A 13,228-nucleotide genomic window follows, 5' to 3' on the forward strand; every position below is an offset into this window, starting at 1 on the left:
TTCTTTCCATATACGCGCGACGCGTCGTCTGCGACGACATCGCAAACGCGCCGTTACAATTTTTTTGCGTTGCGCGCAACGGCGCGATGCCCCTGACGGCGATGAGGGCGATTGCTTGCGGCGCACGCGCGGCGGAAACGCGCGGCGCGCCGGCTGAGACGGCTGCCGAGCGCGCGCGACGAGTGCGTGTCGGTTACATGTACGTCGCCCGAGCGGGCACGTTCGCGGCGGAGGCAACGGCAATGCGGCCGCAGGGGATGTTTCCGTTCGGGATCTGTCCATATTCAGGACGTGCCTGTCTAGGACATGCCCGTCTGTCCAAGACGTGCGTGCCCAGCACGCGCCTGTTCCATGACGTGCCCGCCCAGGGCGCGCCCGTACGCGCGACGCGCGCTCGCGGCGATTTTCGAGATGGCGATGCCGCGCTCGTCGCGCGCCGAGCGCCCACGCATCGGAAAGCGCGCGCCGGCCACCGCGCGACGAACGTGTGAGCGGCTGTTTGCGATGCAAAAACGCCCGCTGGCGGCAAGCGCTGTCGTTCAGTCTAATTGGGGATAGATCGTTGTCCGATACGATCTCCATCCGATGTCAGAACGTCTCCCAATCGTCGCCGCTCGCCACGGCCGCCGCGGCGGCCGGCGCCGCGCGCGGCACGGGCACCGGCTTCGGCTTGGCGGCCGCGGCCGCGGCCGCATGCGCGGGCTTCGCGGGCGGCGCGGGCTTGGGCGCCGCCTGACTCGGCGCGACCGGCAACACAACGGGCGGCGCGACAGACGGCGCGCCGGCAGTCGCGCCCGAATGCGCGCCGCCCTGCGCCGGCGCAACCGCGCCCGCCGCCGCCCGGCGTGCCGCGCCGGCCGCGGGCCGCGCCTGCGAGGCGGCGTCGCGCGCATCGCCGTCGTCGACGCGAAACACCGAAACGGTCGCGCGCAGCCGCGCCGCCTGCTCGTCGAGCGATTGCGCGGCGGCCGCGGCCTCCTCGACGAGCGCCGCGTTCTGCTGCGTGACCTCGTCCATCTGTGACACCGCGCGCGACACCTGATCGATCCCGGTGCTCTGCTCCTCCGACGCCGCCGCGATCTCGCCCATGATGTCGGTCACGCGCCGCACCGCGCCGATCACCTCGCTCATCGTGCGCCCCGCCTCGTCGACGAGCGTCGAGCCCGTGCGCACGCGCTCGACCGACGTGTCGATCAGCTCCTTGATCTCCTTGGCGGCCGCCGACGAGCGCTGCGCGAGGCTGCGCACCTCGCCCGCGACGACCGCGAAGCCGCGCCCTTCCTCGCCCGCGCGCGCCGCCTCGACGGCCGCGTTCAGCGCAAGGATGTTGGTCTGGAACGCGATGCCCTCGATGATCGTGATGATGTCGGCGATCTTCGCGGAACTCTGGTTGATGTCGCCCATCGTGCCGACCACCTGGCCCACGACGGCATTGCCCTTGTTCGCGATCTCCGACGCGCTCGCGGCGAGCGTGCTCGCCTGTCGCGCGTTGTCCGCGTTGCGCCGCACCGTGCCCGTGAGCTCCTCCATGCTCGACGCCGTCTCCTCGAGCGCCGCCGCCTGCTGCTCGGTGCGCGAAGACAGGTCGATGTTGCCCGCCGCGATCTGCCGCGCCGCCGTCGCGATCGATTCGCTGCCGCCGCGCACCGAGCGCACGGTGTCCGCGACGCTCGCCTGCATCTTCGCGAGCCCTTCGAGCAGCAGCCCCATCTCGTCGCGCCGCGCGGCGACGATCGGGCGGCGCAGCTCGCCCGCCGCGATCGCGTCGAAATGGCCGAGCGCGTCGGCGAGCGGCCGCGCGATCGCCGCGCGCAGGCTCAGGAAGCAATAGACCGAGATCGCAAGGCCGAGCGCGAGCGCGGCGATGCTCGCGATTCGGCTCGTCGAATATACGCTTTGCGCGTCGTTGAAATTGATGCTCGCCTGCTTGATCTGGAATGCGCGCAACGCCTCGCTCGCGAGCGCGAAGTCGTTGAACACCACCTGCATCCGCTTTGCGGACTCGAGAATCTTGTCGCGATCGTTCGCGTTGATGACCCCGGCGAACCCGTCGAGCTCGCGCTGCAGGATCTGCCGCTTGGACGCGACGTCCTGCGCGAGGCGCTCCTCTTGCGCGTTGCGCGGCAGGTCGAGGTACTTCTTCCACCACGAATCGGAGATCCCGCGCATGCCGCGCGCGCGCTCGATCGCCTGCGCGGCGTCCGGCGTGCCGGCGAGAAGCGCCGCGCGGTCGAGCACGAGGCGCTCGCGGGCGGCGAACAGCTCGGCGCTCGCGACGTCGATCGCGCTCGGCAACTGGTTCGACGAGGTTTGCTCGTTCGCGTCGTTGGCCCGGCTCATCCCGAACAGGCCGAGCGCGCCGACGACGCACAGCAGGAGGGAAAGGAGCGTCATCGTGACGGCGAGGCGCGACCTGATCGTGATGTTCTTCAGCAGCATGGTTCTTCCTGTGACGCATCGTGAAGACGACGCAAGCCGCCCGCTCTGCGGCCCGCGACGACGAAACGTTTGCTTCGTCTCGCCTGTTTACGGCTTTCGACAGGAAGACTTGATCCGTGTGACGATTGATCCGAGGAAAATCCTGTTCTCCACGTGCATCGGCCCTATATTTTCTTTCTTTTTGCTGACGAAGACCGGTGTCGCGCGGCGCGTGTCACGCCGAGTCCGGCGCGAATGCGTCGAGCTCGGCGAGCGTCGGAATCGACGGCTGCGCGCCAGCGCGCGTGACCGACAGCGCCGCCGCGCGCTGCGCGAAGCGGATCGCGTCGTGCGGCGCGTCGCCCGCGGCGAGCCGGGCGGCGAAGCCGCCGATGAACGTGTCGCCCGCCGCCGTCGTGTCGACGGGCGCCACGCGCGGCGCCGGATAGTGGCGCGCCGCGCCGTCCGCCGTCAGCGCGAGCGCGCCCTGTGCGCCGAGCGTGACGATCACGTTGCGCGCGCCCGCCGCCGCGAGCGCGCGCGCCGCCGCCTCGGCGCCCGCCGGATCGCGCACCGGCAGCCCGGTCAGCGCGGCGGCCTCGACTTCGTTCGGAATCAGATAATCGACGAGCGGCAGCCAGTCCGCGGGCAGCGGCCCGACGGCGGGCGCCGGATTCAGCACGACCGTCTTGCCGAGCCGGCGGCCCGCGGCAAGCGCCGCGCGGACCGCATCCGCGGGCGTCTCGAGCTGGCAGATCAGCACATCGGCCGCGGCGAGCGCGGCTTCGTGCCCGGCGATCGACTCGGGCGTCACCTCGCCGTTGCTGCCCGCGACGATCACGATCGCGTTCTGGCTCGCGTCGTCGACGGCGATGAGCGCAACGCCCGTCGTCGCCGTCTCGCTGGCCGACAGCGCGCCGCAATCGATGCCTTCGGCGACGAGCCCCGCGCGCAACGCGGCGCCGTGCTCGTCCGCGCCGACGCGGCCGAGCATCGCGACCCGCGCGCCGAGCCGCGCGGCCGCGACCGCCTGGTTGCCGCCCTTGCCGCCCGCCGCCTGCGCGAACGAGCGGCCGGCGAGCGTCTCGCCCGGCCGCGGCAGCCGCGGCGAGCGCACGACGAGATCCATGTTGAGGCTGCCGACGACCATCACCTTGCCGCCGCTCGCGGGCGCGGTCCGTTCGATTTCGGTCGTCATCCGCGATACCCGGCGTCGGCCGGCTCCACGTAGACGGTCGTCGATTCGCGCAGCACGAGGCGCGGCGACACGACGCGCCGACGCTTCGGCGCGCCCGACGCGCCGCCGCCGATCCGCTCGATCAGCGTCTGCGCGGCCATTTCGCCCAGCGCGCGCACCGACTGGCCGACCGTCGACAGCGCCGGATACGTATAGCGCGACAGCTCGATGTCGTCGAAGCCGATGATCGAGCAATCGGCCGGCACGCGAATGCCGCGCTCGGCCGCCGCGCGCAGCGCGCCGAGCCCCATCAGGTCGTTGCCCGCGAAGATCGCGCTCGGGCGCACGGTGTCGAAGAGGCGCACGGCCGCGTGATAGCCGCCGATGCAGGAGAAGTCGCTCTCGGCGATCGCGCCCGGCACGATGTCGATGCCGCGCTCGGCCATCGCGCGAATGAAGCCGTGCACGCGCATCGCGCTCACCGCGGTCGACACGGCGCCCGTGATGCAGCCGATCTTCGCGTGGCCGAGCTCGAGCAGATGCCGCGTCGCGAGATACGCGCCGCGCTCGTGGTCGATCTGCACGAGATCGGCCGCGAGCCCCTCGATGTTCCGATCGACCACGACGAGCGGCTCGCGCGTGTCGGCGAGCGTGTGCGCGAGCACCGCGTCGTCGCCCGCCGACGCGATGATGAGCCCGTCGATGCGCTTTTCCTGCAGCACGCGCAGGTAGTTGCGCTGCTTCTCGGGATCGTCGTCCGAGTTGCACAGGAACACGCAGTAGCCGGACAGCGCGCACTGGTCCTCGATGCCGCGCGCGAGCTCGGCGAAGTACGGGTTCGTGCTGTTCGGCACCACGAGGCCGATGGTGGCCGTCGAGCGCGCCTTCAGCGAGCGCGCCACGGCCGACGGCACGTAGTTCAGCTCGCGGATCGCCCGCTCGACCTTGGCCCGCACGTCGGCCGACACGGGCCGCGAATTGTTGACCACGTGCGATACCGTCGTGAACGACACGCCGGCGATGGCCGCCACATCCTTGATCGTCGCCATTCCCTTTCTCTCTGGTTCGTTGTTCTTGCTATCCCCGCGCGCGCCGGCTGCGATACGTGTCGAGCACGACGGCCACGACGATCACGGCGCCCGTGATGATGCGTTTGGTGGGCTCGTTCGCGCCGATCTGCGCGAGACCGGCCGCGAGCACGGAGATGATCAACACGCCGAAGAACGTGCTGACGACCGAGCCGCGACCGCCCATGAGGCTCGTGCCGCCGATCACGACGGCCGCGATCACCTGCAGCTCGAGGCCCGCGCCCGCGTTCGGATCGGCGGCTTCGAGCCGGGAGATCTGAAACAGCGCGGCGAGCCCGGCGAGCGCGCCCATCAGCGCGAAAACGATGATTTTATACGGGCGCGGGTTAACCCCGGCCAGTCGCACTGCTTCCTCGTTCGTGCCGATGCCGACGAGGTAGCGGCCGAACACAGTGCGCGCGAGCACGAATTGCGCGACGGCCATCACCGCGACCGCGATCAGGAACGCGGGTGAGATGCCGAGCGCGATCGGGTTCGACAGGAAGTCGAACGCGTCGCCGATGTAGGCGGTGCGCGAGTTGGTCAACTGGTATGCGACGCCGCGCGCCGCCTCGAGCACGCCGAGCGACACGATGAACGACGGAATCCGCCAGCCGACCGTGACGGCGCCCGTCAGCGTGCCCGTCGCGGCCGCCGCCGCGACGCCGGCGAGCGCGGCGAAGAGCGGCGGCCACTGCCAGCGCAGCGCGGCCACGCTCACGACCGACGCCGCGAGCGCGAGCACGGAGCCGACCGACAGATCGATGCCCGCGATGACGAGCACGAAGGTCATGCCGACCGACAGCACGACGAGGTCGGGAATCTGATTTGCGATCGTGCTGAAGGTGTCGTACGTGAGGAAGTGCGAGCTCAGCATCGAGAAGAGCGCGATCAGCGCGAGAAGCGCGAGCGCGAGCCCGATGTAGTTCGACAGGCCGAGCCGCACGCCGGCCGGCTTCGCCGCGACGCCGCCCGCCTGCCCGGGCCGGGCGCCGGCGTTTCGGTCGATGGATCGGTCGTTCATCGTGAATGTCCTGTGTGTTGCTGCTTCGATGAATTGAGGCGTGCGGTGTCGGCCGCGGGCCGGATCGGTCGCGCCAAGCGCGCTTACGTGGCGGTTCGCGCGTCGCCGGGCGCGTGCAGCGCCGCGTCGCGGCGCGCGTAGCCGGCGAACGCGGCGGCGAGGAGCGCGTCCTGCGTCCACGCGCCGCGCTCGAACACGGCGTCCATCCGCCCCGCCGACATCACGCCGATCCGGTCGCAGATCAGCATCAGCTCGCGCAGGTCGCTCGACACGACGACGATCGCGCGGCCTTCGCGCGCGAGCGCGTCGAGCAGCGCGTAGATGTCGAACTTCGCGCCGACGTCGATCCCGCGGGTCGGTTCGTCGAACAGCAGCACGCTCATGTCGCGGCCGAGCCAGCGGCCGATCGCGACTTTCTGCTGATTGCCGCCCGACAGCTCCGACACCGGCTGCGCGGGGCCGCGCGCGCGAATCCGCAGTGCGTCGATTTGCCGCGCGGCGAGCGCCGTCTCGCGCGCACCGTCGACGATGCCGCCGCGCGCGACGCGCGCGAGCTGCCCGAGCGACAGATTCGCCGCGATCGACTGCGGCAGCAGCAGCCCCTCGCCCTTGCGGTCCTCGCTGACGAGCGCGATGCCGTGCCGGACCGCGTCCGCGGGCGAGCCGATCGCGGCAGGCCGCGGCGGATCGCCTACCGACACGGTGCCGCCGTCCGCCTCGTCCGCGCCGTAGATGAGCCGCAGCAGCTCGGTGCGCCCGGCGCCGATCAGCCCGGAAATGCCGAAGATCTCGCCCGCGCGCACGTCGAACGACACCTCGCGCACCGCGTCGCCGCGCGACAGGCGCTCGACCTTCAAGCACGGCGCGCCCGGCGTGCGCGCGCCATGCACCGCCTGCTCGGCGATCTCGCGCCCGGCCATCAGCGCGACGAGCCGCTCGGTCGGCTGCGCGTCGATCCGATCGACGTGCACGAGCCGGCCGTCGCGCAGCACGGCGACCCGCTCCGCGACCCGCGCGAGCTCCTCGAGCCGGTGCGAGATGTAGACGAGCGCGACGCCGTCCGCCTTCAGCCGCGCGATCTGGTCGAACAGCAGCTCGACTTCGCGCGCGGTCAGCATCGCGGTCGGCTCGTCGAGGATCAGCACGCGGCACTCGCCCGCGAGGCTTCGCGCGATCTCGACCAGTTGCTGATGGCCGATGCCGAGCGCGCCGACGGGCGTGTTAGGGTCGAGCGCGTCGAGCCCGACGCGCGCCATCGCCGCGCGCGCGTCGTCGGCGAGCCGCCGGCGGTCGATCACGCCGAACCGGTGCGGCAGGCGATCGAGAAACAGGTTTTCGGCGACGGTGAGCGTCGGAACGAGATTGAGCTCCTGCATCACCATCCGTACGCCGAGCGCCTCCGCGTGCGCGCGGCTCAGCGGCGCGTACGCCGCGCCCGCGAGCCGCATCGCGCCCGCCGTCGGCGCGACGAGCCCGGCCACGATCTTCGACAGCGTGCTCTTGCCCGCGCCGTTCTCGCCCGTCAGCGCGAGCGCCTCGCCCGCGTGCAGCGCGAGCGACACGTCGGCGAGCACGGGCTCGGCATAGGTCTTGCCGATGCCCGTCACGACGAGCGTCGGCGCGTCGGGCATCGAATCTGGGTCGGTCGAATCCATCGCGATCCTGATGAAATACGGTTGTCGCGATCCGCGCAGCCGCGCGGACGGGGACGCGAGGCGGCCGGGGTCACGCTCTGACCGGATAACGGCCGCGCCGCGGCGATCTTGAGCGGCGAGCCGAAGCCGCCGCGCCGGGTCAAGGCTTCGTCACGAGATCGACCGGGGTCGCGACGATGCCCGTCATGTCGGCCTGCTTGCGGTGCTCGGCGAGCGCCTTCAACGCAGTATCGATGCCGAACACGGCCTGCTTCGCCGCGTACTGGTCGGCGGTCGCGAGCACGCGGCCGCCCCTGAGCATCGGCTTGATCGCGTTGATGTTGTCGTAGCCGACCACGTACACCTTGCCCTGGCGACCCGCCGCGCGCACCGCGGACACGGCGCCGATCGCCATGTTGTCGTTGCCGCAGAGGAGCGCCTTCAGGTTCGGGTATTCGTTGAGCATCGCGGAGGCGACCGCATTGCCCTTGTCGATCTCCCATTCGCCCGACTGGACCGACACGACCTTCGCGCCCGCCGCCTTCATCGCGTCCTGGAAGCCAGCGGTGCGCTGCTGCGCGTTGGTCGTCGTCGGCACGCCCTCGACGATGCCGACCTGGTCGCCCGCCTTCAGCCGCTTCGCGAGGTAGTCGCCGACCATCCGCGCGCCCTTGCGGTTGTCCGGGCCGACGAACGGCACGTTCAGGCTCTTCGACTTGAGCACGTCCGGATCGAGCCGATTGTCGATGTTGACGACGATGATGCCCGCGTCGACGGCCTTCTTGACGACGGGCACGAGCGCCTTCGAATCGGCGGGCGCGAGCACGATCGCGTCGACCTTCGACACGATCATCTGCTCGACGATGCGGATCTGGCTCGCGGTGTCGGTTTCGTCCTTGATGCCGTTCGTGACGAGATCGAACTGGCTCGCGTTGTGTTTCTGGTATTCCTTCGCGCCGTTCTCCATCGTGAGAAAGAACTCGTTGGCGAGCGACTTCATCACGAGGGCGACCTTCGGCTTGTGCGCGGTCTGCGCCCGGGCGGCCGAGAACGGTCCGGCGGCGGCGACGGCGACGCAAACGGCCGCGGCGGCTAGCACGCGGCGGCGGAGGCTGACATCCATGCGACTCTCCTGGCAGTGGTTGTTGTCCCGGGCGGACCGAGTGTCGTTTTGACGACGAGCAAACGTTTGCGCGAACCGGCCCGACACGACGTTTCAACGATCTGCGCCACGAAGGGGATACGACGGAAGTGACTGCCTGCGTATGGTCGGCCGCGCAAACTGCGCATCCCGGTCCTTTTTCTTGATATCGGGAGCGCCTATCGTCAGCTTTTTCTGCGCGTTACGCAACGCCGATTCGGGCAATTAAGGGTTTGTTCGGAGAAAACGGCCGGAAAAACGACCGACGGCGCGATACGGCGCGGCGCGGTGCGCGGGAGGCCAGCGAAAATGCGGGCGCGGCGCAGAACGGAAGCGCGACGCCGGATCGGCACAATCGAAACGTGCCGCGTGCGCGGGGCGGCGAGCGCGCCGCCGTCTCGCGTGCGGCCGAATGGTCGAATGGTCGAATGGTCGAATGGTCGAATGGTCGAATGGTCGAATGGTCGAATGGTCGAAGGCCGGCCAGCCGGCCGCGGCGATGCGTTCTGCGCATTTCGCGCGCAGGCCGCGTGTGCTGTCGGCGCACGACGAAGGAACGACGCGCGCCGAACGCGCCGCAGCGAACGCACGCAACCCAACCGTTACGCGGCGATCGGGCGGCGAGCTGGAGTCGGCCCGGCGACCGCGCGCCGGCGCGCGGCGGCTTCGCACGACGGCCGGGCCGGGTCGTGCGGAACCGCGCCGCGCGGCTCCGTCACCGCAGCCGCGCGCGAGCCGTCGCGCGCACCCGACGCACACTCAGGCCGCTTCGCGCAACTGCCCGGCGATCTCGCCTTCGGACAGATGCGGCGCGAACATCTCGATCAGCCGGTACGCATAGGCGCGCAGGAACGCGCCGCGGCGCAGGCCGACGCGCGTCGTGCTCGCCTCGAACAAGTGCTGCGTGTCGAGCGCGACGAGCCCGGTGTCGCGCTGCGCGTCGTACGCCATCGCGGCGACGACGCCGATCCCCATCCCGAGCTCGACGTAGGTCTTGATCACGTCGGCGTCGATGGCCGTGAGCACGACGTCCGGCACCGCGCCCGCGTTCGCAAACGCCTGGTCGATATGCGAGCGGCCGGTGAAGTCCTGGTCGTACGTGATGATCGGGTATTCGGCGATATCGTCGAGCGTCACGTTCTCGCGGCCGACGAGCGGATGCCCCTTCGGCACGACGACGACGTGATGCCACGAATAGCACGGGAACGTGACGATGTCCGGATAGCGGTCGAGCGCCTCGGTCGAGATGCCGAGATCCGCCTCGCCGTTCAGGATCATCTGCGCGATCTGCTGCGGGCTGCCCTGGCGCAGCGCGAGATGCACCTTCGGATAGACCTCGGTGAACTGGCGGATCACCTTCGGCAGCGCGTAGCGCGCCTGCGTGTGCGTCGTCGCGACGACGAGGTGGCCGCTGTCCTGGTCCGCGAACTGGCGCGCGACTCGGCGCAGGTTCTCCGCGTCGAGCAGCATCCGCTCGATCAGCTGATGAACGGCCTTGCCGGGCTCCGTGAGGCCCGTCAGGCGCTTGCCGCGACGAATGAAGATGTCGACGCCAAGCTCGTCCTCCAGATCCTTGATCTGTTTCGACACGCCCGACTGCGACGTGTAGAGCACATTCGCGACTTCCGTCAGGTTCATGTTCTGACGCACCGCTTCGCGCACGAAGCGCAATTGTTGAAAGTTCATGGGTAGCCTCTCAGGCGTTGTCTTTGTTGGTCTGTGAAATCCGCATGCGCGAGTCGCCCGCCGCGCGCCGTCAGCGCGCCGGGAACACGCGCACCGCGCGCGGCACGGCGGTAAGCGCGTCACCGACGTCGAGCGACAGCGCGCGCCACGCGTTGCGATCGAGCTCGGCCTCGAGCACGCCGCCCGCGCGCGCGGCGAGCTCGATGCGCACCGAGCCGCCGAGCGGCACGACGCGCCGCACGTCGGCCGCGATGCCGTTCGCGCGCGCATCGGGCGCGACGAGCTCGAGGTCGTGCGGCCGCACGTACGCGCGCGCGGGGCCCGCGAAATCGGCGTCGACGGCGATCGCATCCGCCGCGCCGTGCGCGACGAAGCCCTTGCCGCTCACGGTGCCGTCGAGCCGGTTCGCCGCGCCGAGGAACTCGTAGACGAACGCGCTTTGCGGATGATCGTAGACGTCCTGCGGGCTGCCGACCTGCTCGACGCGGCCGTGATCGAGCACGACGATCCGGTCGGCCACTTCGAGCGCCTCTTCCTGATCATGCGTGACGAAGATCGTCGAGATGTGCAAATCGTCGTGCAGCCGGCGCAGCCAGCCGCGCAGCTCCTTGCGCACTTTCGCGTCGAGCGCGCCGAACGGCTCGTCGAGCAGCAGCACCTTCGGCTCGACGGCGAGCGCGCGCGCGAGCGCGATCCGCTGCCGCTGGCCGCCCGAGAGCTCGGACGGATAGCGCTGCGCGAGCCAGTCGAGCTGCACGAGCGACAACAATTCATGCACCTTGGCGCGGATCGCGGCTTCGCCCGGCCGCTCGCGCCGCGGCTTCACGCGCAGCCCGAACGCGACGTTCTCGAACACCGTCATGTGCCTGAAGAGCGCGTAATGCTGGAACACGAAGCCGACCTGCCGCTCGCGCGCGCCGACCGACGCGACGTCGAGCCCCTGCAGCACGACCTGCCCCGCATCCGCGTGCTCGAGGCCCGCGATCACGCGCAACAGCGTCGTCTTGCCGCAGCCGGACGGCCCGAGGAGCGCGACAAGCTCGCCCGCCGGAAAATCGAGCGTGACGTCGTCGAGCGCGGTGAAATCGCCGAAGCGCTTGTGCAGATTACGAACGGTGATGCCCATCTGGTTTGCCTCTTTACGAAATCGACGAAGTGACGGCGGCGCTCGGGTGCGCGGCGGGCGCGCCGTCGCGCCCCTGCGCGAGGTCGGCGGACAGCCGCCGCTCGGCGAACAGCTTGAGCGCGAGCGTGACGAGCGCGAGCAGCGCGAGCACCGACGCCACCGCGAACGCGGCTGCGAAGTTGTACTCGTTGTAGAGAATCTCGACGTGCAGCGGCATCGTGTCGGTCTGGCCGCGGATGTGGCCGGAGACGACCGACACCGCGCCGAACTCGCCCATCGCGCGCGCGTTGCAGAGGATCACGCCGTACAGCAGGCCCCACTTCACGTTCGGCAGCGTCACGCGCCGGAAGATCTGCCAGCCGGACGCGCCGAGCACGCGCGCCGCTTCCTCCTCGTCGCTGCCCTGCGCCTGCATGAGCGGAATCAGCTCGCGCGCGACGAACGGGAACGTGACGAAGATCGTCGCGAGCACGATGCCCGGCACGGCAAAGATGATCTGCACATCGTGCGCCTGCAGCCACGGCCCGAGCCAGCCCTGCGCGCCGAACAGCAGCACGTAGACGAGGCCCGAGATCACGGGCGACACCGAGAACGGCAGGTCGATGAGCGTCGTGAGGAGCGCGCGGCCCTTGAACTCGAACTTCGCGATCGCCCACGACGCACACACGCCGAACACGAGATTGAGCGGCACCGCGATCGCGGCCACGGTCAGCGTGAGCTTGATCGCCGACCACGCATCCGGGTCGGCGAGCGATTCGACGTAGAAATCGAAGCCCTTGCGCAGCGCCTCGACGAACACCGCCGCGAGCGGCACGACGAGAAAGAGCGCGAGGAACGCGAGCGCCGCGCCCGTGAGCAGCCAACGCACCGCGCGCGGCTCGCTGACGGGATCGAGGCGGCGTGCGCGCACGCCCGCGTCGGCGGCGCGGCGCGGCCCGCGGCTCGCATCGGCGGGCGCCGCGACTGCGCGGGACTGAGCGGCGTCTTGGCTCATTGCGCGCCTCCGAGTGCCGTCACCGCCTGCGCGGCGGGCGCCGGGCCGCTTGCGCCGCGGCTCGTGCGGCGCTGCAGGTACCACTGCAGCGTGTTGATGAAAAGCAGCATCACGAACGACACGACGAGCATCACGACCGCGAGCGCCGTCGCGCCCGCGTAGTCGTACTGCTCGAGCTTCGTGATGATCAGCAGCGACGTGATTTCCGACTTCATCGGCACGTTGCCGGCGATGAAGATCACCGAGCCGTATTCGCCGAGCGCGCGCGCGAACGCGAGCGCGAAGCCCGTCAGCAGCGCGGGCGTGACGGCGGGCAGCACGACGCGGCGGAACGTGAGCCAGCGCGACGCGCCGAGGCACGCGGCCGCCTCTTCCTGCTCGCGCTCGAAATCCTCGAGCACCGGCTGCACGGTGCGCACGACGAACGGCAGGCCGATGAACGTCAGCGCGACGAGCACGCCGAACGGCGTGAACGCGATCTTGATGCCGAGCGGCGCGAGATAGCTGCCGATCCAGCCGTTCTGCGCGTAGACGGCCGCGAGCGAGATGCCCGCGACCGACGTCGGCAGCGCGAACGGCAGGTCGACGATCGCGTCGACGAGCCGCTTGAACGGGAACGAGTAGCGCACGAGCACCCACGCGACGAGAAAGCCGAACGCCGCGTTGACGAGCGCGCCGCCGAGCGCGGCCGAGAACGTGAGCCGATAGGACGCGACGACGCGCGGCGACGTCGTCGCGGCGACGAACTGATCCCACGTGAGCGTGGCCGTCTTCAGAAAGGTGGCGGCGAGCGGGATCAGCACCACGAGGCTCAGGTAGGCCAGCGTGATGCCGAGCGTCACGCCGAATCCGGGCAGCGCGCTCGGCTTGCGGAAGGTGAACGTCGTCATGCGGAATGCTCTTCCAGGGTGATGCACATGGGTTCAACGGCTCGACGGACGCGCGTTGCACGCGCGTCCGT

General features: G+C 70.2%; 10 protein-coding genes. All 10 read right to left on the reverse strand.

Annotated elements, in window-relative coordinates; translation table 11 throughout:
- Window positions 1-588: 588 nt before the first annotated feature.
- The gene (locus WS78_RS10075; RefSeq protein ID WP_059575084.1) at window positions 589-2,439 is read right to left on the reverse strand and encodes a methyl-accepting chemotaxis protein; all 1,851 of its coding nucleotides are present in this window, start codon (window positions 2,437-2,439) and stop codon (window positions 589-591) included.
- 214 nt (window positions 2,440-2,653) lie between these two features.
- Entirely contained in the window at window positions 2,654-3,616 is a 963-nt protein-coding gene (gene rbsK, locus WS78_RS10080) for a ribokinase (protein WP_059575086.1), read from the reverse strand.
- Window positions 3,613-4,644 carry a LacI family DNA-binding transcriptional regulator gene (locus WS78_RS10085; protein WP_059575089.1) on the reverse strand — a complete coding sequence of 344 codons (1,032 nt, stop codon included), beginning with the start codon at window positions 4,642-4,644 and terminating at the stop codon, window positions 3,613-3,615. Before WS78_RS10085 ends, rbsK begins: the two co-directional genes overlap by 4 nt.
- Window positions 4,645-4,672: 28 nt before the next feature.
- The gene (locus tag WS78_RS10090) at window positions 4,673-5,686 is read right to left on the reverse strand and encodes an ABC transporter permease (RefSeq protein WP_038743111.1); all 1,014 of its coding nucleotides are present in this window, start codon (window positions 5,684-5,686) and stop codon (window positions 4,673-4,675) included.
- Window positions 5,687-5,769: 83 nt separating this feature from the next.
- On the reverse strand, window positions 5,770-7,341 hold the full coding sequence (locus tag WS78_RS10095) for a sugar ABC transporter ATP-binding protein (protein ID WP_038743112.1): 1,572 nt from the start codon (window positions 7,339-7,341) through the stop codon (window positions 5,770-5,772).
- Between the two features lie 139 nt (window positions 7,342-7,480).
- Window positions 7,481-8,443, reverse strand: coding sequence for a sugar ABC transporter substrate-binding protein (locus WS78_RS10100; protein ID WP_038743113.1), 963 nt, complete (start codon window positions 8,441-8,443; stop codon window positions 7,481-7,483).
- A gap of 777 nt (window positions 8,444-9,220) precedes the next feature.
- The gene (locus tag WS78_RS10105) at window positions 9,221-10,147 is read right to left on the reverse strand and encodes a CysB family HTH-type transcriptional regulator (protein WP_038743114.1); all 927 of its coding nucleotides are present in this window, start codon (window positions 10,145-10,147) and stop codon (window positions 9,221-9,223) included.
- Window positions 10,148-10,217: 70 nt separating this feature from the next.
- Complete coding sequence (locus tag WS78_RS10110) at window positions 10,218-11,273, reverse strand: sulfate/molybdate ABC transporter ATP-binding protein (protein WP_038743115.1); 1,056 nt, start codon at window positions 11,271-11,273, stop codon at window positions 10,218-10,220.
- A 13-nt stretch (window positions 11,274-11,286) separates the two neighbouring features.
- Window positions 11,287-12,267 carry a sulfate ABC transporter permease subunit CysW gene (cysW, locus tag WS78_RS10115; RefSeq protein ID WP_038743116.1) on the reverse strand — a complete coding sequence of 327 codons (981 nt, stop codon included), beginning with the start codon at window positions 12,265-12,267 and terminating at the stop codon, window positions 11,287-11,289.
- Window positions 12,264-13,157, reverse strand: coding sequence for a sulfate ABC transporter permease subunit CysT (gene cysT, locus WS78_RS10120; protein ID WP_059575091.1), 894 nt, complete (start codon window positions 13,155-13,157; stop codon window positions 12,264-12,266). Before cysT ends, cysW begins: the two co-directional genes overlap by 4 nt.
- Window positions 13,158-13,228 lie beyond the last annotated feature (71 nt).

Source organism: Burkholderia savannae (assembly GCF_001524445.2).
Classification (GTDB): Bacteria; Pseudomonadota; Gammaproteobacteria; order Burkholderiales; family Burkholderiaceae; genus Burkholderia; species Burkholderia savannae.